Annotated in this window: 23 protein-coding genes; 22 read left to right on the top strand and 1 reads right to left on the bottom strand. The window is 50.8% G+C overall.

What is annotated here, in order from left to right; translation table 11 throughout:
* Positions 1 to 75: 75 nt before the first annotated feature.
* The 9 genes from DXB83_RS06390 (at position 76) to DXB83_RS06350 (ending at position 8,171) form a co-directional block, all read left to right on the top strand.
* The gene (locus DXB83_RS06390; RefSeq protein ID WP_117760792.1) at positions 76 to 1,518 is read left to right on the top strand and encodes an ATP-binding protein; all 1,443 of its coding nucleotides are present in this window, start codon (positions 76 to 78) and stop codon (positions 1,516 to 1,518) included.
* A 102-nt stretch (positions 1,519 to 1,620) separates the two neighbouring features.
* Entirely contained in the window at positions 1,621 to 2,358 is a 738-nt protein-coding gene (truA, locus tag DXB83_RS06385) for a tRNA pseudouridine(38-40) synthase TruA (protein WP_117760794.1), read from the top strand.
* Positions 2,359 to 2,464: 106 nt separating this feature from the next.
* Complete coding sequence (gene rsxC / locus DXB83_RS06380; RefSeq protein ID WP_118697358.1) at positions 2,465 to 3,793, top strand: electron transport complex subunit RsxC; 1,329 nt, start codon at positions 2,465 to 2,467, stop codon at positions 3,791 to 3,793.
* 13 nt (positions 3,794 to 3,806) lie between these two features.
* A complete protein-coding gene (locus DXB83_RS06375) occupies positions 3,807 to 4,763 on the top strand; it encodes an RnfABCDGE type electron transport complex subunit D (protein WP_117814170.1) in 957 nt (318 codons plus the stop codon).
* Positions 4,760 to 5,398, top strand: a complete 639-nt coding sequence (locus DXB83_RS06370; protein ID WP_117801738.1) for an FMN-binding protein — start codon at positions 4,760 to 4,762, stop codon at positions 5,396 to 5,398. The genes DXB83_RS06375 and DXB83_RS06370 overlap by 4 nt, the downstream gene beginning before the upstream one ends.
* A complete protein-coding gene (rsxE, locus tag DXB83_RS06365; RefSeq protein ID WP_118697357.1) occupies positions 5,395 to 6,099 on the top strand; it encodes an electron transport complex subunit RsxE in 705 nt (234 codons plus the stop codon). Before DXB83_RS06370 ends, rsxE begins: the two co-directional genes overlap by 4 nt.
* Complete coding sequence (gene rsxA, locus DXB83_RS06360) at positions 6,096 to 6,671, top strand: electron transport complex subunit RsxA (RefSeq protein ID WP_022461368.1); 576 nt, start codon at positions 6,096 to 6,098, stop codon at positions 6,669 to 6,671. Before rsxE ends, rsxA begins: the two co-directional genes overlap by 4 nt.
* A gap of 13 nt (positions 6,672 to 6,684) precedes the next feature.
* A complete protein-coding gene (locus DXB83_RS06355) occupies positions 6,685 to 7,479 on the top strand; it encodes an RnfABCDGE type electron transport complex subunit B (RefSeq protein ID WP_117509259.1) in 795 nt (264 codons plus the stop codon).
* Positions 7,480 to 7,670: 191 nt separating this feature from the next.
* Positions 7,671 to 8,171 carry a heme-degrading domain-containing protein gene (locus tag DXB83_RS06350; protein WP_022461366.1) on the top strand — a complete coding sequence of 167 codons (501 nt, stop codon included), beginning with the start codon at positions 7,671 to 7,673 and terminating at the stop codon, positions 8,169 to 8,171.
* Positions 8,172 to 8,284: 113 nt separating this feature from the next.
* On the opposite strand, the gene DXB83_RS06345 is transcribed toward DXB83_RS06350, so the two are convergent.
* The gene (locus DXB83_RS06345; RefSeq protein ID WP_118697356.1) at positions 8,285 to 9,175 is read right to left on the bottom strand and encodes an RluA family pseudouridine synthase; all 891 of its coding nucleotides are present in this window, start codon (positions 9,173 to 9,175) and stop codon (positions 8,285 to 8,287) included.
* A 257-nt stretch (positions 9,176 to 9,432) separates the two neighbouring features.
* Between DXB83_RS06345 and ftsH the strand changes: the two genes are divergently transcribed.
* The 13 genes from ftsH (at position 9,433) to hisS (ending at position 26,497) form a co-directional block, all read left to right on the top strand.
* Positions 9,433 to 11,292, top strand: a complete 1,860-nt coding sequence (gene ftsH, locus DXB83_RS06340; RefSeq protein WP_117509257.1) for an ATP-dependent zinc metalloprotease FtsH — start codon at positions 9,433 to 9,435, stop codon at positions 11,290 to 11,292.
* A gap of 219 nt (positions 11,293 to 11,511) precedes the next feature.
* Entirely contained in the window at positions 11,512 to 13,209 is a 1,698-nt protein-coding gene (locus tag DXB83_RS16410) for a hypothetical protein (RefSeq protein WP_158565830.1), read from the top strand.
* A gap of 61 nt (positions 13,210 to 13,270) precedes the next feature.
* Entirely contained in the window at positions 13,271 to 13,663 is a 393-nt protein-coding gene (locus DXB83_RS16405; protein ID WP_158554962.1) for a TIGR04086 family membrane protein, read from the top strand.
* Between the two features lie 133 nt (positions 13,664 to 13,796).
* Positions 13,797 to 13,937, top strand: a complete 141-nt coding sequence (gene scfA, locus DXB83_RS06330) for a six-cysteine ranthipeptide SCIFF (RefSeq protein WP_022461131.1) — start codon at positions 13,797 to 13,799, stop codon at positions 13,935 to 13,937.
* Positions 13,938 to 14,053: 116 nt separating this feature from the next.
* Positions 14,054 to 15,412, top strand: coding sequence for a thioether cross-link-forming SCIFF peptide maturase (gene scfB, locus DXB83_RS06325; RefSeq protein ID WP_117509255.1), 1,359 nt, complete (start codon positions 14,054 to 14,056; stop codon positions 15,410 to 15,412).
* 24 nt (positions 15,413 to 15,436) lie between these two features.
* Positions 15,437 to 17,716, top strand: a complete 2,280-nt coding sequence (secD, locus tag DXB83_RS06320; RefSeq protein WP_117509424.1) for a protein translocase subunit SecD — start codon at positions 15,437 to 15,439, stop codon at positions 17,714 to 17,716.
* Between the two features lie 79 nt (positions 17,717 to 17,795).
* The gene (gene recJ, locus DXB83_RS06315; protein WP_118697355.1) at positions 17,796 to 19,520 is read left to right on the top strand and encodes a single-stranded-DNA-specific exonuclease RecJ; all 1,725 of its coding nucleotides are present in this window, start codon (positions 17,796 to 17,798) and stop codon (positions 19,518 to 19,520) included.
* A gap of 131 nt (positions 19,521 to 19,651) precedes the next feature.
* Positions 19,652 to 20,176 (top strand): adenine phosphoribosyltransferase, encoded by a 525-nt coding sequence (locus DXB83_RS06310; RefSeq protein ID WP_022461135.1) that lies wholly within the window; start codon positions 19,652 to 19,654, stop codon positions 20,174 to 20,176.
* Positions 20,177 to 20,223: 47 nt separating this feature from the next.
* Complete coding sequence (locus tag DXB83_RS06305; RefSeq protein ID WP_117801734.1) at positions 20,224 to 22,521, top strand: RelA/SpoT family protein; 2,298 nt, start codon at positions 20,224 to 20,226, stop codon at positions 22,519 to 22,521.
* A gap of 15 nt (positions 22,522 to 22,536) precedes the next feature.
* Positions 22,537 to 23,160 carry an MBL fold metallo-hydrolase gene (locus DXB83_RS06300; protein ID WP_117801733.1) on the top strand — a complete coding sequence of 208 codons (624 nt, stop codon included), beginning with the start codon at positions 22,537 to 22,539 and terminating at the stop codon, positions 23,158 to 23,160.
* Entirely contained in the window at positions 23,132 to 24,631 is a 1,500-nt protein-coding gene (gene hemZ / locus DXB83_RS06295) for a coproporphyrinogen dehydrogenase HemZ (RefSeq protein ID WP_117814181.1), read from the top strand. The genes DXB83_RS06300 and hemZ overlap by 29 nt, the downstream gene beginning before the upstream one ends.
* Positions 24,628 to 25,308, top strand: coding sequence for an HD-GYP domain-containing protein (locus DXB83_RS06290; RefSeq protein ID WP_118697354.1), 681 nt, complete (start codon positions 24,628 to 24,630; stop codon positions 25,306 to 25,308). The genes hemZ and DXB83_RS06290 overlap by 4 nt, the downstream gene beginning before the upstream one ends.
* Positions 25,241 to 26,497 carry a histidine--tRNA ligase gene (gene hisS / locus DXB83_RS06285; RefSeq protein ID WP_055227609.1) on the top strand — a complete coding sequence of 419 codons (1,257 nt, stop codon included), beginning with the start codon at positions 25,241 to 25,243 and terminating at the stop codon, positions 26,495 to 26,497. The genes DXB83_RS06290 and hisS overlap by 68 nt, the downstream gene beginning before the upstream one ends.
* Positions 26,498 to 26,545 lie beyond the last annotated feature (48 nt).

Below are 26,545 nucleotides of genomic sequence, written 5' to 3'. Positions count from 1 at the left end.
AAAAAGCATCTCGCAAAATCAAACACAGAAAGATTTCGAGAGTACATAAAGAGTGCATAAGATAAGAGAGATCATATGAACATACAAGAAGCAAAAGAGACAATTGAAAAAGCCCTGCGCGCATACTTTGCAAGAGATGAAATTGGTTTTCCGCTGGTTCCGCTCCGGCAGCAGCGTCCCATTCTCCTGATCGGCCCGCCGGGCATCGGAAAAACGGCAATTATGGAGCAGATCGCAGAAGAGTGCGGTGTGGGGCTTGTCGCCTACACGATGACACACCATACGCGTCAGAGTGCCATGGGCCTTCCGGAGATCTGCACACGTGGAATCGAAGGGAAAATGGTACATACAACGGAATACACGATGAGCGAGATCATCGCCTCGATCTATGACTGCATGGAGCAGACCGGAAAGAAGCGGGGTATCCTCTTTCTCGATGAAATTAACTGCGTCTCCGAGACCCTCGCTCCGGTAATGCTGCAGCTTTTGCAGGACAAAAAATTCGGCAATCAGCACATCCCGGATGACTGGCTGATCGTGGCCGCCGGAAATCCGCCGGAATATAATAAATCTGTGCGGGAATTTGATGTGGCAACGCTTGACCGTGTGCGGAAGATCGAGGTGCTTCCCGAGCTTTCCGTGTGGCTTTCCTATGCAGAGAAAAATCAGATCCACAGCGCCGTGACAACGTACCTTATGGCACACAGTGACCATTTTTATTCTGTTTCGCATGAAGCGGATGAGAAGCGTTTTGTGACAGCACGCGGCTGGGAGGATTTGTCGGCAGTGCTGAAAAGTTATGAAATCCTGCATTTTCCGGTCGACGAAGCACTGATCGGACAATATTTGCAGGAAGAAAAGACGGCGGAGGAATTCAGCTCATACTACAGGATTTACGAAAAATATGGACAGGATTACGGTGTAGAGGAGATTCTGACCGGTGCATTTTCCGGAAAAATCATGGCAGAAAAACAGAAGATGGCGGCAAATGGTTCCGCAGAAGAGCGATCTGTACTGCTGTCTCTGTTTCATGCGGCACTTCAGAAAGAGGCATCCGGCTGCCAGAAGCAGGAGCACACGGCAAAGGAGCTCTCCGAGTGCTTTCGCCAGTTTACCGGGCTTTGCAGGCAGAAAAAAGATGAGACATACGCATCCTGGCTACAACAGAAAGAGCAGGGATTTGCAGTGTGCAAACAGCAGGGACTGCTGAAAAAGGGCGAGGAAGAAACGAATGCGCGGGTCTTGAAAAAGTTAAAAAAACTCGAGGAGACCGCTAAAAAATGTCGCAAAACCGATTCAGATCAGATGAAAGAGCTTTTTGAAACGGTATGTGAACTGGAACAGGAAAAAGTGGAGAAGGAAGTAAAGGATGTGAAACTGCAGATCCGCCGTGCCGCTGAATTTTTACAGAACAGCTTTCCGGGCGGAGCAGAAGTGGTGCTGTTTGAAGCAAATCTGGCGCGAAGTCCTGCGCTGCGAAGCTTTTTGATTGAGAAAAGCATGGATGCCGAAGGATAAGCTGCCACTTTGGAAAGAAGAAAATGGTTCTGAAAAGCCCATTTCTGGAGAAAAATGATTTGAAAGGAAGAGGAAGAACAGGACAGAGGAAGGAAGAAAAAGATGAATTATAAAATGATCCTGCAGTACGATGGCACGCGCTATAACGGCTGGCAGAAGCAGGGAAATACGGACAACACGATTCAGGGCAAGCTCGAAACGCTGTTGTCCAGGATCGCAGGAGAGCCGGTGGAGATCCACGGCGCGGGCAGAACCGATGCCGGCGTCCATGCGGCGGGACAGGTCGCAAATGCAAAGTTCCATACGGATCTATCCGATGAAGAACTTCTGCAGACAATCAACCATTATCTGCCGGAAGACATCGAAGTCACCAGCCTCGCGCGGATGCCGGAGCGCTTCCACAGCCGTCTGAATGCGGTGGACAAAACATACGAATACCGTATCGTGATCGATGGCAGAAAGCATGTTTTCGAGCGGAAATACGTGTATTTTCCGGAAGCACCGCTCGATGTGGAAAAAATGAAAGAAGCATCGAAAGCGTTTATCGGAACGTATGATTTCAGGAGCTTCTGTGCCAACAAACGTATGAAAAAATCGACAGTACGGACGATTACCGGAATTGATTTCTGCGAGAAAGACGGGATTCTTATCATTTCCTATACCGGAACCGGTTTTCTGTACCACATGGTGCGGATCCTGACCGGAACACTTGTGGAGGCCGGGATGGGAAAACGGGATATCGCATCAATGACGGAGCTTCTCAAAGCAAAAAATCGCGAAAGTGCGGGTTTTCTTGCACCGGCATGCGGACTCCTGTTAAAAGAAGTCCGATATGAATAACCGAAATAATCAGGGCAATGCACCAGCCTTTTTTGCATAAAAAACCGAAAAAAGGCTGTGAATTGATAAATGTAGCATAGAAAAGAGAAAGGATGAGGTGAAAAGCATGTTTCAGAAGAAAAGAAATACTTTTCATGGCGGCGTTCACCCGTACGAGGGAAAAGAGCTCTCCAAGGACAAACCGATTGTCAAAGCGCAGCCGGGCAACTTATTGTATTACGCAGTGTCACAGCACATCGGAGCGCCTGCTGTGCCGATCGTACAAAAAGGCGACCATGTAAAAGCGGGACAGAAAATCGCAGAAGCGGGAGGATTTGTTTCGGCTCCTGTTTACGCATCAGTTTCCGGCATGGTAAAAGGAATTGAGAAAAAAGTTTCCGCAGCCGGTTCCCCGGTAGATTGTATCGTTGTGGAGAACGACGGGTTGTATGAAAAAGAAACATTTGAGGAGTGCCCGCACTGGGAAAAACTCGACGCAGATACGATCCGGAACAAGATCAAAGAGGCCGGAATCGTGGGAATGGGAGGTGCAGGCTTCCCGACACACGTCAAAGTATCCCCGAAAGATCCGTCAGCAATTGACCACATTCTCGTCAATGGAGCAGAGTGTGAGCCGTATCTGACGAGCGACTATCGCAGAATGCTCGAAGAGCCGGAAAAGGTGATCGGAGGCTTAAAAATCATGCTGCATATGTTCCCGAAAGCAAAGGGAATCATCTGCATTGAGGACAACAAACCGGACTGTATCACAAAATTCCGTGAGCTGGTACTTCCGGAGGACAACATTGAGGTTCTGGAGCTCAAAACGAAATACCCGCAGGGTGCCGAGCGTATGCTGATCTATGCAGCAACAGGACGAAAGGTAAATTCTTCCATGCTGCCGGCGGACGCGGGCTGTATCGTGGATAACATTGATACCGTGACCGCTATTTACCAGGCAGTCCGCTTCGGCGAACCGCTGATGAGCCGTATCGTTACCGTGACGGGAGATGCTGTACAGAATCCGTGCAACTTTGAAGTACCGGTCGGCATGCTCTTGTCCGAACTTTTAGAGCAGGCAGGCGGTCTGAAAAACGAGGCGGTCAAGATCATCTGCGGAGGCCCGATGATGGGAAAAGCATTGTTTACAATGGATGTTCCTGTTACTAAGACAACATCTGCACTGACCTGCCTCACCGAGGATGAAGTATCTGCGCTGGCACCATCTGCCTGCATCAACTGCGGACGCTGCGTTTCCGTCTGTCCGGGTCAGATTCTTCCGGCCCGCCTTTCCGTTTTTGCGGAGCACGGCGAGGAAGAGAAGTTCCTGAAATATGGCGGAATGGAGTGCTGTGAATGTGGCTGTTGTTCCTTTATCTGCCCGGCAAGACGTCCGCTGACGCAGGAGATCAGCTCAATGCGTAAAGTGCTTCTGGCAAAGAGAAAGAAGAAATAGGGGGACCTTACATATGAATGGATTATTACACGTATCATCTTCCCCGCACGCACGGTCCAAGGTAACGACGGATAAAATCATGTTTGCCGTCCTGCTTGCCCTTGCCCCGGCAGCCTGCGTGGGAATCTGGAATTTCGGCCTTCGGGCGCTGCTTCTGATTGTGATTTCGATGGCAGTCTGTCCCCTGACGGAATATCTGTATGAAAAAGGAATGAAGAAACCGGTGACGATTGCCGACGGCAGTGCACTGGTAACCGGCCTTCTGCTGGCCATGAACATGCCGGTGCAGGCGCCTCTTTGGATGCCGGTGATCGGCGGTGTGTTTGCAATTCTCGTTGTAAAACAGCTTTTCGGCGGTCTTGGCCAGAACATCATGAACCCGGCGCTTGCAGGAAGATGTTTCCTTTTGATTTCCTTCCCGGGTCATATGACAAACTTCGCTGCCCCGGCAGCCGCACACCTCGTGGATACCGTATCCGGTGCGACACCGCTCGCCGCAGCAAAAGCAGGAGAGCAGGTGAATCTGCTGTCTATGTTCCTTGGAAATACGACCGGAACGATCGGTGAGACTTCCGCACTGGCACTTCTGCTTGGCGGCATCTTCCTTGTCTGTATTCATGTGATCGACCTCAATATTCCGCTCATCTACATTGGAACAGAGCTTTTATTTGCCCTGATTTTCGGCGGCCACGGTTTTGATATCAACTTCCTTGGCGCGCATCTTTTTGGCGGTGGTCTGATGCTTGGCGCATGGTTCATGGCAACCGATTACGTTACCCGCCCGATCACAAAGAAGGGACAGTATATCTACGCGGTCATTTTAGGACTTCTGACCGGTGTATTCCGTATCTTTGGAAATTCGGCAGAGGGCGTTTCCTATGCCATCATCTTTACCAACCTTCTGGTTCCGCTTATTGAGCGCGTGACCGTGCCGGTTGGATTCGGAAGAGGAGGCAAGAAGAAAGCATGAATAAAATAGTAAAAAATGCCCTGATTCTTGCGGCGATTACGCTGATCGCCGGCCTGCTTCTCGGTGCGGCCCACCAGGTAACCTTAGAGCCGATCCAGAAACAGCAGGAAAAAGAAAAACAGGAATCCTGCCAGAACGTATTCCCGGAGGCAGTTTCCTTTGAAGAAGTAACAATGAGCGATGCGGAACAGGCAGAGCTTACGGCAGCACTGATCGGCCACGGTTTTGAAGCACAGACGATTGACGAACTGCTGCTTGCAAAAGACGCATCCGGCGCGACGATCGGCCTGGTTGAGATCATCTCCACAACCGAAGGCTATGGCGGCGGCATGCAGTTCTCGATGGGAATTGCATCGGACGGAACGACAAAGGGAATCTCTTTCCTGTCACTTTCCGAGACGGCCGGCCTTGGTATGCGTGCCGACACAGACGATTTCAAGAATCAGTTCAAGGATAAAAACGTAGAAGCATTCTCCTACACAAAATCCGGCGCATCCGCGGATGATGAAATCGATGCGCTGAGCGGAGCAACTCTGACAACGAACGCTGTAACAAACGGTGTCAATGCAGGAATCTGCTGTTTTAACTACTGCAACGAATCCGGTCTGCTTTCCGGAGAGGGAGGGAACTCATGAGAAAAGATACGCCGCTGGAACGGCTTTATAATGGTATCATAAAAGAAAACCCGACCTTCGTCATGATGCTGGGTATGTGTCCGACGCTTGCGGTTACCACTTCTGCAAAGAACGGTATCGGCATGGGCCTTGCGACGATGGTCATCCTGACCGCCTCCAACCTGATGATTTCCCTGCTTCGGAAAATCATCCCGGACGGCGTGCGTATGCCAGCATACATCGTTGTTGTGGCATCGTTTGTAACCATCGTGGAATTTTTGATGGAAGGTTTTATTCCGGCACTCTATTCCGCCCTTGGCATCTACATCCCGCTGATCGTTGTAAACTGTATCATCCTGGGACGCGCCGAGGCATATGCTGGAAAACATGGTCCGATCCCGTCTTTATTTGATGGTATCGGCATGGGCCTTGGATTTACCGTCGGCCTGACCCTGATCGGTATGTTCCGTGAGCTGATCGGAGCCGGAACCCTGTTCGGTATCCAGGTAATGCCGAATGCTTACGAGCCGGTAAACATCTTCATCATGGCGCCGGGTGCATTCCTTGTGCTGGCAATGCTCGTTGCGGTGCAGAACCGCATCAAACGCCAGAAGTCAGAGAAAACCGGAAAACCGGCAGTCCCGGCAGAAGAGACCGGCTGTATGGCATGCGCCAATAAGGCATACTGCCAGGCTGTGAAAGGAAAGGAGGAAGCGAAATGAAAGAACTGATTTTGATTGCCATCGGTGCTGCGCTGGTGAACAACGTTGTCTTAAGCCAGTTCCTCGGCATCTGTGCGTTCCTCGGTGTTTCCAAAAAGATGGATACGGCGGCCGGCATGGGCGGAGCGGTTATTTTTGTCCTCACGATTTCTTCATTTGTGACAAGTCTGATTTACAAATTTATCCTGGCACCGGCAGAACTTGATTATCTGAAAACGATCGTTTTCATTCTTGTCATCGCGGCGCTGGTACAGCTCGTTGAGATGTTCCTGAAAAAGACGATTCCGTCTCTGTACCGAGCGCTCGGCGTTTACCTTCCGCTGATTACAACAAACTGCGCGGTACTCGGTGTGGCACTCATCAACGTACAGAAGGATTACACGATTCTGCAGGGTACGGTTTACGGTCTGGCAACCGCAATCGGCTTTACAATTGCCATGGTGCTGATGGCCGGCCTGCGGGAAAAGATGGAGTACAACGATATCCCGGAGTCATTCAAAGGAATGCCGATCGTTCTTCTTACGGCTATGCTGATGTCAATGGCATTTATGGGATTTTCCGGAATGATCTAGGAGGGATGAAGAGATGAATGGTATTTTAGCAGCCACCCTGATGGTGGGTGGAACCGGCCTTTTGATTGGTATTCTCCTTGGAATTGCCGGAAAGAAGTTTTATGTGGAAGTGGACGAGCGCGAGACGAAGGTCCGTGAAGCGCTGCCGGGCAACAACTGCGGCGGCTGCGGTTACCCGGGCTGTGACGGAGCGGCGGCTGCAGTGGTAAAGGGTGAAGCCCCGATTTCGGTCTGTCCGGTCGGCGGAGCGCCGGTTGCGGCAGCGATCGGTGCCATTATGGGACAGGAAGCCGGAGCACAGGAGCGCAGAAAAGCAGTGGTACGGTGCGCCGGTACGTGTGACGTGGCAAAGAACAAGTATGAATACACGGGTGCAAGGGACTGCTCCTACGCTGGTTTTGTACCGGGCGGCGGTCCGAAGAGCTGCGGAAACGGATGTCTTGGTTTTGGAAACTGCGTGAAGGCATGTAAGTTTGATGCGATCCATATTGAAAACGGCATTGCCGTTGTGGACGGCGAAGCGTGCAAGGCATGCGGTGCCTGCGTGAAGGCCTGTCCGAGAAATCTGATCGACCTGATTCCGTATGAGCAGAGGATCACGGTGAAATGCCGCTCAACCGAGAAGGGCAAGGCGGTGATGGCAGCGTGTGAGATCGGCTGTATCGGATGTAAGAAGTGCGAGAAGAACTGCCCGTCGGATGCAATTCACGTTGTGGACCAGCGCGCGGAGATCGACCCGGCAAAATGTACAGGCTGCGGCCTCTGCGCGGAGAACTGCCCGCGGAAGTGTATTATGGTAGAAAAATAAAAATGAGAAATTCCATGCTGTGGGAGGGAACTTCTGCGGCGTGGAATTTTTGCTTTTCGGTGATATCGTGTTAGCCAATGCCGGTGGTGGCTGGCTTGACTTGAATTTGGGAAAATGATAAACTGAAAGTCAGAAAACGAGGGGCAAAAAGCTAAAAAAATATAAAATGGCAGAAAGGACGGGGCAAAAGTATGACAATGACAATGGATGAACTGATGAAAGTGCTCGATATGCAGGAGGATATTCTGCAGTTTACGCATTTTACAAATGCAGACGCATGGGAACTGGGAACGATGATCCTGATGGAGGCAAGACGGCGCGGAGCACAGGTTGGCATCATGATCCGCAGAAGCAACGGGGAAGTTGTATTCCAGTATTGTGATAACGGCATTACGCCGCACAATGTGGAGCTGATGAGACGGAAGAGCAATTCGGTGCTTCTGACGGAGCGGAGTTCGCTGCAGCTCTACATGGCAGCGACGAATGCGCCGGAGAGCGTAAAACAGATGGTACTGGACCCGAAGGAATACGCAATGCTGGGCGGAGGTTTTCCGATCTGCGTGGAAGAAGTCGGCGTTGTGGCAACCGTAGCAGTGTCCGGCATGGGACAGGTTTCGGATCATGATGTGATTGTGAAATGCATCAGCAAATATTTGCATATCGATGAAGTACCGAGAATCAGAACTGTATGAAAATGATGATTGAAACTAAATTTTGTGTATGATACAATGTCACCGGCAAAAAGACATGACAGTTCCATCAGGGACAACAAAACCCCCGTGAGCGGCAACTCACGGGGGTTGGTTTATGTCAGCAGGTTTTGCATATCTTCCGGCAGTGGTGCGTGGAAGTTTAAGGGTTCTCCGGTGATCGGATGGACGAAGGAGAGCGATGCAGAGTGAAGTGCCTGGCGGGGGAAAGTGCCGGGAGTTTTGTTGTAGAGGGTATCGCCGAGCAGCGGATGGCCGATGTAAGCCATGTGGACGCGGATCTGGTGGGTGCGGCCGGTTTCGAGATTGAGTTCGAGGTGGGAGAAAACGGAGCAGTGCGCGAGGGTGCGGTAATGGGTTACGGAGCGCTCGCCGGAGGCAAAGTCGACGGTGCGCTGGATGAGGGAGCCGTTGAGGCGGGCGATCGGGGCGTCGATGGTGCCGGATGCAGCGGTTTCGCCGAGGGCGAAGGCCTGATACGTGCGGTGGATTTCGCGGGAGCGCATGGCCTGGGAGAGGACGGCGGCGCTTAAGGCGTGCTTGGCGAGCACGATAAGGCCGGTGGTGTCGCGGTCGAGGCGGTTGATGCAGCGGTAGACGAAGGGTTCACCTTTCTGTTCAAAATACCATGCAATGCCGTTTGCCAGCGTATTTTCATAATTTCCAATCGACGGATGAATCGGCGTATCAGCGGGTTTATCCACAACGAGGATGTCGTCATCCTCATACACAACCGAAAACGGAACCGGCCGCGGCAGAATTCCGTCGGAGGGTTCTGTTTCGACAAGGTGCGTTTCGATCACATCCCCGGCGTGCACGGCCTGGCTCGTCCAGGCGCGGACGCCGTTTCGGAAAATGCCGTCCTCTGTGCGTTTTAAGCCCGTAATAATATGGCGCGAATATCCATGCCGGCGGAGAAACCATTCCACAGTCAGATTTTCCCGTTCCTCCTCCGGCAAAACCACATATGTAAACCTGTGTCCCATACACAAAACCTCCGTTTCTATAGCTTTTTTATCGAATGAACCCTGTCATTTCGGGGCAAAATTTCAAAAAGAGACTTTCCCAGTCTTTCGCAAGTATAGCCGAAAACAGATGGAAAAGCAAGAAACTTACCTTTCTATAGCGAAAATATAAAAAAGTATAAAAGTTTCATGAAATGTCAGAATTTGATTGATTTTAGCGAAAGAAAAGTTTATGCTACTAAAAAAGAAAGAAAATCAAGAAACAGGAGGGGATACAGATGAAACAGGTGCAAAAACCGAAAAAACCCATAATTTTTTATTATGTGATTGCGCTGATCGTCATTCTGCTGTTAAATCTTCTGCTTTTCCCGAGACTTCTCGAGCCAAAAGTAACAGAAGTTGATTACGGAAAATTTTTGCAGATGGTAGATAACAACGAAATCAGCGAAGTCCAGATCCAGTCAAATGAGATTATTTTCAGCGACAAATCAAGCCCGGCGAATTATTATAAGACGGGTGTGATGAATGATTACAAGCTGGTAGATCGTTTATATGAGGCAGGTATTACCGAATTCGGAACGCCGATCATAGAGCAGATGTCGCCACTCATGGAATTTCTTTTAACATGGGTAATACCGATCGTTGTGATGGTTGCGCTCGGACAGTGGCTGATGAAACGCATGACGAGCAAGATGATGGGCGGCATGGGAAATGCGATGAGCTTTGGAAAGAGCAACGCCAAGGTTTATGTACAGTCCGAAACCGGCATTAAATTTGCAGATGTTGCCGGAGAGGATGAGGCAAAAGAAATTTTACAGGAGATTGTTGACTTCCTGCATAATCCCAAAAAATATGAAGAAATTGGTGCAAAAATGCCGAAAGGAGCACTGCTTGTCGGCCCTCCAGGAACCGGTAAAACGCTGCTTGCAAAGGCAGTAGCCGGAGAGGCAAATGTTCCGTTCTTCTCCATTTCCGGTTCTGAGTTTGTCGAGATGTTCGTCGGCATGGGAGCTGCGAAGGTGCGTGACCTGTTCCAGCAGGCAAATGAGAAAGCACCGTGTATCGTCTTTATCGATGAGATCGATACCGTCGGCAAAAAACGTGACGGCGGCGGATTCTCCGGAAACGACGAGCGTGAGCAGACCCTGAACCAGCTGCTTGCCGAGATGGATGGATTCGATGGAAAGAAAGGCGTTGTCATTCTGGCAGCGACGAACCGTCCGGATTCCCTGGACCCGGCACTTCTTCGTCCGGGCCGTTTCGACCGCCGTGTGCCGGTTGAACTGCCTGACTTAAAAGGCCGTGAGGAAATCCTGAAAGTCCATGCGAAAAACATCCGCGTGGGCGACAATGTCGATTACAATGCGATCGCACGTATGGCATCCGGTGCTTCTGGTGCAGAACTTGCCAATATGATCAACGAGGCAGCACTCCGTGCCGTCCGTGATGGAAGAAAATTCGTCACCCAGGCGGATCTGGAGGAGAGCGTTGAGGTTGTCATCGCCGGATACCAGAAGAAGAATAAGATCATGACCGACAAAGAGAAACTGATCGTTTCCTACCACGAGGTCGGCCATGCACTCGTCGCAGCACTGCAGAGCCATTCCGCTCCGGTTACGAAGATCACCATTATCCCGCGTACGTCCGGCGCCCTCGGCTATACGATGCAGGTGGATGAAGATGAGCACAACCTGATGAGCCGTGAAGAGCTGGAAAACAAGATTGCAACCCTGACCGGCGGCCGTGTGGCAGAGGATCTGGTGTTCCATTCCATCACGACAGGTGCTTCGAACGATATCGAGCAGGCAACGAAGGTGGCAAGAGCCATGATCACCCGCTTCGGTATGAACGAGGAATTTGGTATGGTTGCATTTGAGACGGTAACGAACCAGTACCTCGGCGGTGACACTTCCCTGGCATGCTCCGAATCGACAGCAGCACAGATTGATGAGAAGGTTGTTGCAGCAGTCAGAAAACAGTACGACAAAGCAGAGCAGCTCTTAAAAGATAACATGCCGAAACTCCACGAGCTGGCAAAATATCTGTATGAGAAAGAGACGATCACAGGTGATGAGTTTATGGAAATCCTGAATTTATCCCCGGATCAGCTCACGACAACGAGAATGGAAACAAACTAAAAAGCGATAAAAGCAGATGAGAATCCCGCGTTACTGTTCACCCAGCAGTGAAACACTTGCTGTTTCACTGCGTAAGAAAGTGATTCACGAATCCCGCGTTTCAAGGCGACTTCAGCCTTGCGCGGGATTCTTTCTTGTGCTATAATGCTGTAATGCGAAATTATGACACAAAAAGACAGATTTTTTAGGATAGACCAAGAGAACATAAGGAGAAACGCAATGAAGAAAAAACAGGCATGGAAAGTGATGGGTGCTGTCCTTGCGGGCACACTGGTATTTTCCGATGCAGTTCCGCTCCGTGCCAGCGCATCGGCAGGAACGGAAAAAAGCGCAGTACAGAACGAAACTGTCTCCGGAACGGAGAACGGTACAGAGACAAAACGGGCAGCCGTTTATGTGAATCTGAAAACCGGCGATGATACGGCAGACGGTACAACGGCAGAGACAGCAGTAAAAACCGTGGAAAAAGCACAGGAGCTTCTTGCAGTTGCAGCGGCAGAACTGCAGGCGGACGGGAAAACAACCGAAAAAAACACTGCTGCAGATACCAGCAAAACGGCAGCGGAGGAAGCAGCAGAAAAATATCTGGTATTCGTCGGAATGGATGAAAAAGAGCTGGAAACGTATCGAAAGAAACAGCAGAAAACAGACTTCAGGGGAAGAGTAACAGATACCGTTTTTGCGGCAGATGAAATCGTGGTGACAGAAGCCGGATATGAGGCTGTTCTGGCAGCAGAAAAAGCAAAAGAAACGGTTTCGGAAACACCAACGCTTGCGCCAGGCGAGTCTCCGGCACCGGATGCGGCAGAAGATACCGTAACACCAACTCCGGGTCCGACGGAAACGCCGGATGCAGAGCCAACCGCAGAACCAACGGTGACCCCGGACGCAGAACCGACGGAAACGCCGGACGCAGAGCCGACCGTAACGCCGGCGGAGGAACCAACGGCAACTCCGACACCGGATGCGGACAACGGAGAAGATACAGGGGATACACCAACGGCAGCGCCGACACCGGATGCGGAACCGACCGTAACGCCGGAAGTAACTCCGACGACAGCACCGGGCGAGAATACCGATGACAGTGAAAATCCGGAGAATCCGGAAACTCCGGCAGAAGATCCAACCGTGACACCTGCCCCGGATGATACAGCAAAAGACGATCCTGCAGCAGATGATACAAACCAGGACGATACAAACCAGGATAACCAGAACGGAACGGGAAATGATGCATCATCGGACCAGTGGAAACAGGATGAAAATCTGGATGACCTTGTAAAAGATGAAATTCAGAAAGAAAACGAAACCGTAAAAAATTTCGATGAAATTTCCAATCCATCCGGTACGGACAGCACAGAAGACGGCTATCTGATCTCCAATGTCTCTCTTTTGATCCAGCCGGTGGCAGTAAGTCTGTCCAGAAGCCTTGTATCAGAGGAGCAGACGGAAACAGCAGAAGCTGAGACGGCGGACGAAGGCGAGCATGAACTGCTTGCAGCTGCAGAGCAGAAATCCAACCTGAGTGCAGGTGAAATGACAGCAAGTGCAGCCGATGACGTAAGTACGCTGCGTGCCGCAGGAACGATCCTTGTAGGACCGGACAACTACGGAACGAATAAGACATCCACTCCGACTCCGACAGCCACACCGTCGAAGAGCAGCAGTAACAACAGCTCTTCCAATTCCAATACCGGAAGCACAAAGATTCCGCAGAAGAAGACACAGACCACTGTAAGCATCCGCAGCATCCCGGTCAACACCGGCGATGAGACGATGGTGCTTCCGCTGGCGATCAGCTCCGCACTTTCTGCAGCCGTTATGTTCTGCATGGCATTCCTTCAGATGCAGGCGAAACGCGCAAAGAGCATGGCCGCATGGCTGGAATTCAAAAAGAATCATCCGTTTGACGAAAAATAAAGAAACAGGCATATCCGGAAAAGCCATTCCATACATTTACAGTATGGGAGGGCTTTTTCTTATGGAAGAAAAGAAAACATGGGCGGTGGGTGCGGGCAGCGGGATCAGCTGGCTGAAGGCTCTTCTCGTTTCCTATCTGATCTCGGTGCTTCTTCTTTTGCTGCTGTCTTTCCTGCTCTGGAAATTTTCCTGGAAGGAAAGCTGGGTGCAGGCGGGCATTGTGGTGATCTATCTGGCATCAAGCTTTTCCGGCGGAAGAATGGCAGGAAACATGGCGGGAAAACGGCGGTTTCTCTGGGGCATCTGCTTTGGAATCGTGTATTTTGCCATTCTGATCATCGTCTCCGCAGTCTTCCTGCCGGGCGGATTTGCCGGAGCCGGAAGACTTCTGTGGGCGGCAGCAGTCTGTGCCGTCGGCGGAATGGCAGGCGGAATGACGGCACACGGCAGATAAAAGCGGACAAAACAGAACATTTTTTCAAAAAACAGACTTTTAAATTTGAAAAACCTATGCTATAATGGGAAGAGCTAATGGCCGAAGACTATAAAAAAGTCGCGCGTCAACTACAATGAAGGAGGAATGTGCCATGAAACACATCAAAACTTTAAATACAAAAAGCTTACAGAACACTGTAAAAAAAGGTGGATGCGGTGAGTGCCAGACATCCTGCCAGTCCGCATGTAAGACTTCTTGCACCGTAGGCAACCAGAGCTGCGAGCATAAGTAAAAGTAATCCATAAGGACGAGTAAAAGGTGTTCCCAGAACCGGTTTCGCCGGATTTGGGAACATTCTTTTTGCCAGGCACATCAAAAAAAGAGAGAGTTATAGAAAGGAATACCACAGTGATACATTTATATAAAAGCAATGGCTTCAACATGGTGCTGGACGTCAACAGCGGCTCCGTCCATGTTGTGGATGACTGCGTATACGATGTCCTTTCCTGCATGAACGAAGGAAAAAATGCAGAAGAGGCAGCAGAGGCGCTTAGCAGTAAATATGCCGAGCAGGACATCACCGAAGCCAGAGAAGAAATTCAGGAACTTACAGATAACGGCATGCTCTTTACAAAAGACATTTACGAAAACGCAATTGATCAGTTTTCCAACCGTCCGACCGTCGTAAAAGCACTCTGCCTCCACATTGCACACGACTGTAACCTTGCCTGTCGTTACTGCTTCGCAGAAGAGGGCGAGTATCACGGAAGACGTGCACTGATGTCCCTGGAAGTCGGCAAAAAAGCGCTTGATTTCCTGATCGCAAACTCCGGCAGCAGAAGAAACCTCGAGGTAGATTTCTTCGGCGGTGAACCGCTGATGAACTGGGATGTTGTAAAACAGCTCGTAGCCTACGGAAGAGAACAGGAGAAGTTACATAACAAGAACTTCCGTTTCACCCTGACCACCAACGGTGTTCTCTTAAACGACGAGGTCATGGAGTTCTGCAATAAAGAGATGGGCAACGTCGTATTAAGTATCGACGGAAGAAAAGAAGTTCACGATCACATGCGTCCGTTCCGCAAAGGTGCCGGAAGCTACGATCTGATCGTGCCGAAATTCCAGAAATTCGCTGAGCTTCGTCATCAGGATAAATACTATGTGCGCGGAACCTTCACGCATTACAACACAGACTTTGCAGCTGATGTTCTCCATCTGGCAGACCTCGGCTTCAAGCAGATCTCGGTTGAGCCTGTTGTAGCGCCTCCGACCGAGGACTATGCGATCCGTGAGGAAGACCTTCCGGTGATCTTCGAACAGTACGACATTCTGGCAAGAGAGATGATCAAGAGAGAAAAAGAGGGAAGAGGCTTCAATTTCTTCCACTTTATGATCGATCTGACCGGCGGACCATGTGTTTATAAACGTCTTTCCGGCTGCGGTTCCGGAACCGAGTACCTTGCGGTAACACCGTGGGGCGATTTCTATCCGTGCCACCAGTTCGTAGGACAGGAAGATTTCTGCCTCGGAAATGTTTACGAAGGCGTGAAAAAGACAGAAACTGTCAACGAATTCAAAAAATGCAACGTTTATTCCAAGAAGGAGTGCAGCCAGTGCTTTGCACGGTTCTACTGCAGCGGCGGATGCGCGGCAAACTCCTACAATTTCACAGGTAAGATCAACGATGTTTACGAGATCGGATGCAAGATGCAGCAGAAACGGATCGAGTGTGCATTGATGATAAAGGCAGCTCTGGCCGAAGATTAAAGAAAAGAGGAAAATCGCGACATGATGAAGAAGAAACAGAGTATCATCGCACTCGTCCTGGCAGCCATTGTAACAGTGCTTCTTGGATGGACGATGATCAAAGGATGGGGTCCTACCGGAACCGGTTCGATGAAGAACATCAACCTGGGTCTGGATCTGTCCGGCGGTGTCAGCATTACCTATCAGGCCGTAAAGGACAACCCGACAGACGAAGAAATGTCAGATACCCGCTACAAGCTGGAACAGCGTGCGCAGCAGTACAGCGAAGAGGCACAGGTATATCTGCAGGGCGACAACCGTATCACCATTGAAATCCCGGGTGCAACCGATGCAACCACCATTCTGGAAGAGATGGGTAAACCGGGAAGCCTGTATTTCATCAAACAGACCAACGATGACGGAACAGAAAACTACACCTACGACAGCTCGACCGGCGAGTACGTTCTGAACGGAAAAACTATCGAAGAGCTCGAGGAGGACGGCTCCGTCGTTCTGACCGGTAAAGATGTGGAGAGCGCAGAAGCCATGCATCAGCAGAACTCCACCACAAAAGCAACCGAGAGCGTCGTTCAGCTGAAAATGACCGACGAAGGAAAACAGAAATTTGCAGACGCAACCCAGGAAGCCTACAGCGCAGGAAAGAGCATCGGTATCTACTATGATGAAAAATTCGTCAGTGTACCGAGTGTAAACGCTGTGATTTCCGATGGTACTGCAGTCATCTCCGGCGGAAACATGGACTGGGATGAAGCAACCAGCCTGGCATCCACCCTCCGTATCGGTTCCCTTTCCCTGAAACTTGAGGAGATCAACTCCAGCGTCGTTGGAGCACAGCTTGGATCTGCAGCTGTTTCCACCAGCGTAAAAGCGGGAGCGATCGGCATTGTACTGATTATCCTTTTCCTTGCAATCGTATATCGCCTGCCTGGTATTGCTGCCGGATGGGCACTGCTCATCTATGTTGAGCTGAATCTGATTGCTTTAAATGCATTTGACCTGACATTGACCCTGCCTGGTATCGCAGGTGTTATCCTGTCGATCGGTATGGCGGTCGATGCGAACGTTATCATTTATGCCCGTATCGAGGAGGAGATCGGTGCCGGAAAGACGGTTCATGCGGCAATCCGCGACGGATTCAAGAAGGCAGCTTCTGCCATCCTGGACGGAAACGTGACGACCCTGATTGCAGCAGCTGTTCTGTATGCGCTTGCGAGCGGAAGTGTCCGCGGATTCGCCATGACACTTGCTCTTGGTATTGTTCTTTCCATGTTCAGCGCCATGGTTGTTTCCAGACTGCTGGTCAACAGCCTGTACGGTATGGGACTGAAGGATGCGAAATACTACGGAACCAAGAAAGAGCGCAAGGGATTTCCATTTGTGGAAAAGAGAAAGATCTTCTTCACGATCTCCTGCATTCTGCTGCTTGCCGTTCCGGCCAGCATGATTTTCATGCATCAGACAAAGGGAAGCGCACTGAACTTCGGCCTTGACTTCAAGGGCGGTACTTCCATCAACGTTCCGTTCAACGAGGATTACTCCATCGAAGAGCTGGACAAAGAGGTAGAGCCGGTTGTGGAAGGCGTGACAAAAGATTCCAATATTCAGATGACAAAGGTTGTCGGAGGCAACAATGTCATCATCAAAACACGTTCTCTGACTCTGGAAGAGCGTGAGCAGGTTTACCAGGCAATGGCAGACAATTTCGGTGTCGATACTTCTGAAATCACTTTCGACAACATTTCTTCTACTGTAAGTAAAGAAATGAGCCAGAATGCGATGAAAGCAGTTATCATCGCTGTAGTCTGCATGCTGCTGTACATCTGGATCCGTTTCCGCGACATCCGTTTCGCATCGAGTGCCATCCTTGCACTGATGCACGATATCGCCATTGTATTCGGATTCTATGTGGTATCCCGTATTTCGGTCGGCAGCACCTTTATCGCGTGTATGCTGACGATCCTCGGCTATTCCATCAACAGTACGATCGTCATCTTCGACCGTATCCGTGAGAATCTGCCGGAGTTAAAGAGAGAGCCGATCGAGTCCCTGGTTGACCGCTGCATCACGGACACCCTGACCCGAAGCATTTACAGTTCCCTCACCACCTTTATCACCATCTTTGTTCTGTTCGTGATGGGAGTTTCTTCCATCCGCGACTTTGCAGCACCTCTGATGGTTGGTATCGTATGCGGAGCTTACACTTCTGTCTGCATCACAGGTGCTCTGTGGTATGTGATGAAGCACGTTGGAAAAAACAAATATGTGCCGTCCAAAGCAGTACAGAATAAGACAAAAAATAAATAAAAGCAGCAAAAACCATAAAAAGAGAAACGCCGGACCGGAAAAGTCCGGCGTTTCCTGCTAACAGGAAAGAGGAGAACATATGAAGAAAGAACGCTGGGTAGTTTCGGCAAAACGCGCCGATTTCCAGGCAATTGCGGACCGGTTCGGCATCGATCCCGTCATCGCCCGCCTGATCCGGAACCGGGATGTGACCGGGGAGAAAGAGATCAAAGAGTATCTCTTCGGTGATCTGGAGCAGCTCCACGATCCGCTGCTGATGAAGGATATGGAGCGCGCGGCAGATCTGATCGCAGAAAAAATTCGGGAGAAAAAGCCGATCCGCATCATCGGGGACTACGACATCGACGGTGTTACGGCAACGTATATTCTGCTGACCGGATTAAAAGATCTCGGTGCCGATGCGGATGTGCGTATCCCGGACCGGATTGCAGACGGATACGGCTTAAATGAGCATCTTGTGCAGTTTGCCGCGGATGAGGGGCGGGACACGATCGTCACCTGTGACAACGGCATCGCGGCGGGCAGTCAGATCCGTCTGGCAAAAGAACTTGGCATGACGGTTGTTGTGACGGACCACCACGAGGTTCCGTTTGAGGAGGATGAAAACGGAGAACGCCGCTACATCCTGCCGCCGGCGGACGCGGTTGTCAATCCGAAACAGAAAGACTGTTCCTATCCGTTTCCGGGCCTCTGCGGTGCGGCCGTCGCATGGAAACTGATCCAGACGATGGAGGCAAAAGCAGGTATTCCAAAGGAGCACAGCTTCCGCTTTCTGGAATTTGTCGCCATTGCGACGATCGGTGATGTGATGGATCTGCAGGGAGAAAACCGGATTTTTGTAAAAGCCGGCCTTCGGGCGCTCCATAAAACGCAGAACCTCGGCCTGCAGGAGCTGATCCGTGTGCAGGGCATCGAGGCGGAAAACGTGACACCGTATCACATCGGCTTCGTTCTCGGCCCGTGCATCAACGCATCGGGACGGCTTGACACGGCGGAGCATTCGTTAAAACTGCTCTGCGCAAAGACACGTGAGGAGGCCGCAAAGCTTGCCGGGGACTTGAAAGACCTGAATGAAAGCCGCAAAGAGCTGACGCGCCAGGGTGAGGCGAAAGCAATCGAGCTCGTGGAAACCTCCCCGCTGCAGAACGACAAAGTCCTCGTCGTCTATCTGCCGGACTGCCACGAGAGCCTTGCCGGAATCATCGCAGGTCGCCTGCGGGAGCACTTCCACAAACCATCCTTCGTACTCACCAGAAGTGAGGAGGGCGTCAAGGGCTCCGGCCGCTCGATCGAAGCGTATTCGATGTATGAGGAGCTCTGCAAATGCAAAGAACTGATGACGAAATTCGGCGGCCACCCGATGGCTGCGGGCCTTTCCCTCGCAGGAGAGGAGATGATCGAACCGTTCCGCCGGGCACTGAACGATAATTCCACGCTGACGGGAGAGGATTTCGTCGAAAAAGTTGTGATCGATGTGCCGATGCCGATCACCTACATCACCAAAAATCTGATCCGCCAGTTAAGTCTCTTGGAGCCGTTCGGAAAAGGCAACACGAAACCGCTGTTCGCACAGAAAGGACTGACTGTATTAAATTACCGCATTTTTGGAAAGAATAGAAACGTGGTGAAAGTACAGCTTGCCGATGCGGGCGGATACCAGATGGATGGTGTCTATTTCGGCGAGGGAGAAGCGTTCGCCGCATACGTGGATGCACATCCGACCCTCTCGGTAGCGTACTATCCGTCGATCGATACGTGGAACGGACGCGACAAATTACAGATCAATATCCAGAGTTATTTTTAAAGATGCAGAAAAGCCGCAAATACCTGATTTTTCTGCCCTGTTTTCTATCGGAAACAAAATTGACGCAGAAGAATATTGATGCTATACTGTAAGGTGAATTGTCAAACCTTGACGAAACGGAGGAATATTTTATGAAAAAAGTAGAGGATTACGTAAGAAGTATTCCGGATTTCCCGGAACCGGGTATTATTTTCAGAGATGTAACGAGTATCCTGCAGGACGCAGACGGACTGCAGCTTGCCATAGATGAGATGCAGCATTTTGTAGAAGAAGTAGACTGTGATGTAATCTGCGGAACCGAGTCCCGCGGCTTCATTTTCGGTATGCCGATTGCTTACAATCTGCACAAACCGTTCGTGCCGATCCGTAAAAAAGGAAAACTTCCTCTGGAGACCGTCGAGGAGAGCTATGACCTGGAGTACGGCAGCGCAACGATCGAGATGCACAAAGACTCCATCAAACCGGGCCAGAAGGTAGTCATCATCGACGATCTGATTGCAACCGGCGGTACCGTGGAGGCTTGTGCAAAAATGATCGAGCGCCTCGGCGGCGAAGTAACCAGAATCGTGTTCCTGATGGAGCTTGCCGGCTTAAAAGGACGCGAAAAACTGGCAAAATATGATGTAAAATCTGTCATCCGTTACGATGGCAAATAACGTATCCAACGAAACGCAGGGGTTAATCATGAGAGCGGAGGATACATATGGAAGAAGAGAAAAGAATCAGTGAAGAAGAATTAAAGAAGGATGTGGCGGCGGCAGAAGCCAGAATCCGCAAGACGGACGATTTTACAAGTCCGGAGGAATTATACGGGGAATTGATCGCTTCTGTGAAAAAATATCATCCATCGGACGATATTTCCCTGATCGAAAAAGCATACCGCGTGGCAGCGGATGCACATAAGGACCAGAAAAGAAAGAGCGGGGAACCGTACATCATCCATCCGCTCTGTGTGGCAATTATCCTGGCAGATCTGGAGCTCGACAAGGAGTCGATCGCGGCAGGCCTTCTGCACGACGTTGTCGAAGATACCGTCATGACCGAAGAAGAGCTGACCGAGGAGTTCGGCCCGGAGGTGTCCCTGATTGTAAGCGGTGTCACGAAGCTGGCACAGCTGAAATATTCTGCGGATAAGGTCGAGGAGCAGGCAGAAAACCTGAGAAAGATGTTCCTTGCGATGGCAAAGGATATCCGTGTTATTCTGGTAAAACTGGCGGACCGTCTGCACAACATGCGGACTGCACAGTACTGGTCGCCGGAGACGCAGAAGAAAAAAGCGCGTGAGACGATGGATATTTATGCCCCGATCGCACAGCGCCTCGGTATTTCCAAGATCAAGGTCGAACTCGATGACCTTTCTCTGAAATATCTGGAGCCGGATGCGTACTATGAACTGGTGCAGAAGGTCAGCATGAAGCGGGAGCAGCGGCAGGAGTTTGTCGATGCGATCGTAAAAGAGGTGACCCGTCATATCCACCAGGCCGGCATTGAGGCAGATGTCAACGGACGAATCAAGCACTTTTTCAGCATCTACAAAAAGATGGTCAACCAGCATAAGACGCTGGATCAGATCTATGACCTCTTTGCGGTCCGCATCATCGTGGAATCCGTCAAAGACTGCTATGCAGCGCTCGGTGTCATCCATGAAATGTACACGCCGATCCCGGGCCGTTTCAAAGATTACATTGCGATGCCGAAGCCAAACCGTTACCAGTCCTTGCATACAACCCTGATCGGACCGAACGGACAGCCGTTTGAGATTCAGATCCGTACTTATGAGATGCACCGGATTGCAGAATACGGTATCGCTGCACACTGGAAATACAAAGAGGCCTCCGACGGCAAGAAACCGGGACCGGAGCAGGAAGAGGAAAAACTGACCTGGCTGCGCCAGATTCTGGAGTGGCAGCAGGACATGGCGGACAACCATGAGTTCATGAACCTCTTAAAGAGCGATCTCGACCTGTTTGCCGACAATGTTTACTGTTTCAGCCCGGCGGGCGATGTCAAAACGCTTCCGGTCGGCTCCTGTGCCATCGACTTTGCTTACTCCGTCCACAGTGCGGTCGGCAACAAGATGGTCGGAGCGAGGGTCAACGGAAAACTCGTGCCGATCGAGACGGAACTTCACAACGGAGACCGCGTCGAGATCATCACCTCGCAGAACTCCAAGGGACCGAGCCGCGACTGGCTGAAAATTGCGAAGAGTTCCCAGGCAAAGAGCCGCATCAACCAGTGGTTCCGCCAGCAGAACAAGACGGACAACATCGTCAAAGGCAAGGAAATGCTCACCAACTATGCAAAGCTGAAGGGCAAAAACCTTGGAATCTATACGAAACCGATGTACGAAGAGGCTGTCATGAGAAAGTACGGCTTCCGCGACTGGGATTCCGTTCTTGCGGCCATCGGCCACGGCGGCTTAAAAGAGGGCCAGGTCCTCAACAAGCTGATTGAGACGTACGAAAAGCAGCATAAAAAAGAGATCACCGACGAGCAGGTGCTCGAGGCGGCATCCGGAGAGAAAGTTCTGCCGGTTGGAAAGAGCAAGGGCGGCATCGTCGTGCGCGGTATCCACGATGTGGCAGTTCGCTTCTCCAAATGCTGCAATCCGATCCCGGGCGATGAGATCGTGGGTTTTGTCACAAGAGGACGCGGCGTGACCATTCACCGCACCGACTGTGTCAATGTCCTGAATCTGCCGGAATCTGAGCGGGTGCGCCTCATTGATGCTGAATGGCAGGCAGAGGACAACGGCGGCTCTCTCTATACCGTGGAGATCAGCGTTTACGCAAACAACCGTACCGGTCTTCTGGTGGATATCTCCAAGATCTTTACCGAGCGGAAGATCGACCTTGCGGCGATGAACGTGAGAACGAGCAAGCAGGGAACGGCTTCCATCGATGTGACGTTCGACGTGCACAACAACGAAGAGCTGAACAGCATCATCGAGAAGGTGCGCCAGGTGGAGAGCGTGATCGATATTCAGAGATCGAGAGGATAAAAAGGAGAAAAGCGTATGATAAAGGTAAATTACCGGGCACTTGGAATGCTCTCGACAAACTGCTACGTTGTGGAAAATCCGGACAGCCAGAAGGTGCTGATCGTGGACCCGGGCGATTCGCCGCTGGAGATTGAACGCCAGATCGACGAGATCGACGGCGACCCGGAGGCCATTCTGCTGACCCATGGCCATTTCGACCATATGCTGGCAGCGGATGCGCTGCGGAAAAAATACCATATCCCGGTCTATGTCCATGAAAAAGAGCAGCACCTGCTGGGGGATCCAAAGGAAAATCTTTCCGGGCTTTGGAGCAAACCGTACACGATGCAGGCGGACAAAACCGTAAAAGAGGGCGATGTGCTGCATCTCGCAGATTTTGAAATCCACGTTCTTGCGACACCGGGGCACACGGCAGGCGGTGTCTGCTACTATATTCCGGCAGAGAAAACACTTTTTTCCGGTGATACGCTGTTCTGCGAGTCCTATGGAAGATACGACTTCCCGACATCCTCCGGCAGAGAGCTGACCGCGTCGGTCAAGCGCCTGTTAAAAGAGCTTCCCGGGGATGTGACCGTGTATCCGGGCCACAACGATGAAACTACGATTGAACATGAAAAGAGGTACAATCCCCTTGCTTAATATCAGCCTTTGTTTTAACAGAAAAGATTTTGAATACGATGTGTATTCCCTGATCAAGGCATTCTATCCGGGCTGTGAGATTACCTCATGGTACGAAGAGGATGGGGCGCTGGACGGGGAATTTGCATATTATGATACGATCACATACGAGGCGGATCAGATCTGTTTTTCGATTGCAGACGAGAAACATGAGACGCTCGCTTCGCAGTGTGAGGCGGTGGAATATGAAAAAGACCGCCATGAAACGAAAAATGTCCTGAAACGGATGGTATACCGCACGCTTTCCGAAGTGAGCGGCAAAGAACTTCCATGGGGCGATCTCACCGGCATCCGTCCGACGAAAATTCCGATGAAGATGCTTGAAGAGGGTAAAAAAAATGTAGAGATTGCGAAATACATGCGCGAAACTTACTACACCAGCCCGGAAAAGACGGCACTTGCGATCACGATTGCCAACCGGGAAAAGGACATTTTAAAGACGATCGACTACGAACACGGTTACAGCCTGTACATCGGCATCCCGTTCTGTCCGAGCATCTGCCTGTACTGTTCCTTCGGCTCCCATGTGTTAAGCCGCTGGGAGCATATGGTAGATCCGTATCTCGATGCACTGATCAAAGAACTGATCTTTATCAGTGAGAACATGAAGGATTACACCCTTGATACGATCTACATCGGAGGCGGTACGCCGACCACGCTGAATGCGGCACAGATGGAGCGCCTGCTTGCGAAAGTGACAGAGCTCTTCCCGATGGAGCAGGTGCAGGAGTTCACCGTGGAGGCAGGACGGCCGGATACGATCAATGAGGAGGTCTTAAAAGCCATCCGCAAATTCCCGGTCACCCGTATTTCGATCAATCCACAGACCATGAACCAGGAAACGCTGGATCTGATCGGACGTCACCATACCGTGGAGGAGATCGAGGAGAAGTTCCGTATGGCGCGTTCCCTTGGATTTGACAACATCAACATGGATCTGATCGTCGGTCTGCCGGGCGAGGACAAGGAAAAAGTGGCGCATACGTTGGAAAAAGTGGAAGCGCTGAATCCGGATTCCCTGACCGTCCATTCCCTTGCGTTAAAGCGTGCAACGAGACTCAACCTGTTCAAAGACAAATATCAGGAGATCTCGTTTGAAAACTCTGCCGAGATCATGAAAATGACGATGGACAGCGCACACCGCATGGAGATGGGACCGTATTACATGTACCGCCAGAAAAATATGGCGGGTAACTTTGAGAATGTCGGCTACTCCCGCGAAGGAAAAGCAGGCATCTACAACATCCTCATTATGGAGGAAAAACAGTCCATTCTGGCCGCGGGAGCCGGAGCGTCCACGAAATTCGTGTTTGAACACGGAGAGCGCATTGAGCGGGTGGAGAACGTGAAGGATCTGAAAAACTACGTGGAGCGTATCGATGAAATGATCGAGAGAAAGCGTATCGGAATGGAGAAGTATCTGCCAAAATGAAAGAAAATTCCAGTCAGCAGCTTCACATGCTGCACTATACCCTGACCGAGCAGCTCATCCATGGCATGGAAGTGAGCAATTTAGCTTACGATCTTGCGCGGGAACTGGGGTATGAGAAAGAAATCTGCTATGAGCTTGCAAAAGCGGGCGTTCTCCACGATATCGGAAAGATTGTACTGGAGAATTACGTAGAAGAACAGGATACGCTCGTCGTCGAGGAGATGCGCTTTGTGCGGACCCATTCCACACTGGGCTATGAACTCCTGCAGGGACACGGCTACTCCGATTTTGTGCTGGAGAGTATTCTGTATCACCATGAAAATTATGACGGAACCGGGTATCCGGCCAATCTGGCGGGGGAAAAGATTCCGTTTGGGGCGCGTATCTTACGCATCTGTGATGTGTACTGCGCGCTGACCTCCGACCGCCCGTACCGGAGTGCGTTTACGCGGGAACAGGCGATGGAGCTTATGACAGAAGAAGTCAAAAATTTCGATCTGAAAATGTTCCTGGCATTTCAGAGAGTGATCCACAGCGGCAGCCGGAAAGCGATCGAGCTTTCTGATGTCGATGAATTGATCCGGGAAATCATAAAGGAGAAAACAGAAAATGGCATTAAAAAAGAAACCGGTTACCGGAATGAAAGATATTTTACCGAAAGAAATGGCAATCCGTGACTACGTGATCCGTCTGATCAAGGAAACTTACGGAACCTTCGGCTTTACCTCCATGGAGACCCCATGCGTGGAGCACATCGAAAACCTGAACAGCAAACAGGGCGGCGAGAATGAGAAACTGATTTTCAAGATCTTAAAAAGAGGAGAGAAGCTGAAACTCGAGACCGCTGAGAAAGAAAACGATCTCGTAGACAGCGGCCTGCGTTATGACCTGACCGTTCCGCTCTGCCGTTACTATTCCAACAACGCAAACGAGCTTCCGTCCCCGTTCAAAGCACTTCAGATGGGAAATGTATGGCGTGCAGACCGTCCGCAGAGAGGAAGATACCGCCAGTTCATGCAGTGCGATATCGATATCCTCGGCGAGCCGACCAACCTTGCAGAGATTGAGCTGATCCTTGCTACCACCACACTGCTTGGAAAACTGGACTTCAAGAACTTTACGATCCGTATCAATGACCGCCGTATCTTAAAAGCAATGGCAGCCTACAGCGGATTCCCGGAGGAGTCCTATGACACCGTATTTATTATCCTCGATAAGATGGATAAAATCGGTTTTGAGGGCGTTGCCAAAGAGCTCGAGGAAGCCGGCTTTGCAAAAGAGTCCGTAGAGAAATACCTGAAAATGTTCGAGGAGATCACCCCGGATACCGCAGGCGTAGAGTACTGCCGTGAGAAACTCGAGGGATTCCTTGACAAAGAGTACGCAGACGGCCTGAAGACCATCATCGACAGTGTCAATGCCGTGAAGACCGCAGAATTCAAGATCGCTTTCGATCCGACTCTGGTGCGCGGAATGTCCTACTACACCGGACCGATCTTCGAGATCGCTATGGATGAGTACGGCGGATCTGTCGGAGGCGGCGGACGCTACGATGAAATGATCGGAAAATTCACCGGAAACCAGACCTGCGCATGCGGATTCTCCATCGGATTTGAGCGTATCGTTATGCTTCTGCTTGAGAGAGATTACCAGATCCCGGGCGCACAGAAGAAAAAAGCGTACCTGATCGAGAAAAACATGCCGGCAGAGGGAATGCAGAAGATCATTCAGCAGGCGACAAAAGAGAGAAGTGAAGGCACGGCCATCAACATCGCCGTGATGAAGAAGAACAAGAAATTCCAGAAAGAGCAGCTTGCCAGCGAGGGCTACACTGAGATCGAAGAATTTTTTGTTGACAAAATGTAAGGAATATCCAATAATAGTAATCGCATGAAAAAACGATGTGCTGCGGAT

The organism is Blautia sp. OM06-15AC (assembly GCF_003481425.1).
Classification (GTDB): Bacteria; Bacillota; Clostridia; order Lachnospirales; family Lachnospiraceae; genus Fusicatenibacter; species Fusicatenibacter saccharivorans.
This window is presented reverse-complemented; position numbering and strand designations above follow the sequence as displayed.

Excerpts from the sequence above, each read along its gene's own strand:
- DXB83_RS06350 (WP_022461366.1), top strand. The coding sequence starts at position 7,671 with ATGACAATGACAATGGATGAACTGATGAAAGTGCTCGATATGCAGGAG.
- ftsH (WP_117509257.1), top strand. The coding sequence starts at position 9,433 with ATGAAACAGGTGCAAAAACCGAAAAAACCCATAATTTTTTATTATGTG.
- DXB83_RS16405 (WP_158554962.1), top strand. The coding sequence starts at position 13,271 with ATGGAAGAAAAGAAAACATGGGCGGTGGGTGCGGGCAGCGGGATCAGC.
- rsxC (WP_118697358.1), top strand. The coding sequence starts at position 2,465 with ATGTTTCAGAAGAAAAGAAATACTTTTCATGGCGGCGTTCACCCGTAC.
- DXB83_RS06305 (WP_117801734.1), top strand. The coding sequence starts at position 20,224 with ATGGAAGAAGAGAAAAGAATCAGTGAAGAAGAATTAAAGAAGGATGTG.
- rsxA (WP_022461368.1), top strand. The coding sequence starts at position 6,096 with ATGAAAGAACTGATTTTGATTGCCATCGGTGCTGCGCTGGTGAACAAC.
- scfA (WP_022461131.1), top strand. The coding sequence starts at position 13,797 with ATGAAACACATCAAAACTTTAAATACAAAAAGCTTACAGAACACTGTA.
- hemZ (WP_117814181.1), top strand. The coding sequence starts at position 23,132 with ATGAAAAGAGGTACAATCCCCTTGCTTAATATCAGCCTTTGTTTTAAC.
- secD (WP_117509424.1), top strand. The coding sequence starts at position 15,437 with ATGAAGAAGAAACAGAGTATCATCGCACTCGTCCTGGCAGCCATTGTA.
- DXB83_RS06390 (WP_117760792.1), top strand. The coding sequence starts at position 76 with ATGAACATACAAGAAGCAAAAGAGACAATTGAAAAAGCCCTGCGCGCA.
- DXB83_RS06310 (WP_022461135.1), top strand. The coding sequence starts at position 19,652 with ATGAAAAAAGTAGAGGATTACGTAAGAAGTATTCCGGATTTCCCGGAA.
- hisS (WP_055227609.1), top strand. The coding sequence starts at position 25,241 with ATGGCATTAAAAAAGAAACCGGTTACCGGAATGAAAGATATTTTACCG.
- recJ (WP_118697355.1), top strand. The coding sequence starts at position 17,796 with ATGAAGAAAGAACGCTGGGTAGTTTCGGCAAAACGCGCCGATTTCCAG.
- DXB83_RS06355 (WP_117509259.1), top strand. The coding sequence starts at position 6,685 with ATGAATGGTATTTTAGCAGCCACCCTGATGGTGGGTGGAACCGGCCTT.
- truA (WP_117760794.1), top strand. The coding sequence starts at position 1,621 with ATGAATTATAAAATGATCCTGCAGTACGATGGCACGCGCTATAACGGC.
- DXB83_RS06375 (WP_117814170.1), top strand. The coding sequence starts at position 3,807 with ATGAATGGATTATTACACGTATCATCTTCCCCGCACGCACGGTCCAAG.
- DXB83_RS16410 (WP_158565830.1), top strand. The coding sequence starts at position 11,512 with ATGAAGAAAAAACAGGCATGGAAAGTGATGGGTGCTGTCCTTGCGGGC.
- rsxE (WP_118697357.1), top strand. The coding sequence starts at position 5,395 with ATGAGAAAAGATACGCCGCTGGAACGGCTTTATAATGGTATCATAAAA.
- DXB83_RS06300 (WP_117801733.1), top strand. The coding sequence starts at position 22,537 with ATGATAAAGGTAAATTACCGGGCACTTGGAATGCTCTCGACAAACTGC.
- DXB83_RS06345 (WP_118697356.1), bottom strand. The coding sequence starts at position 9,175 with ATGGGACACAGGTTTACATATGTGGTTTTGCCGGAGGAGGAACGGGAA.
- DXB83_RS06290 (WP_118697354.1), top strand. The coding sequence starts at position 24,628 with ATGAAAGAAAATTCCAGTCAGCAGCTTCACATGCTGCACTATACCCTG.
- DXB83_RS06370 (WP_117801738.1), top strand. The coding sequence starts at position 4,760 with ATGAATAAAATAGTAAAAAATGCCCTGATTCTTGCGGCGATTACGCTG.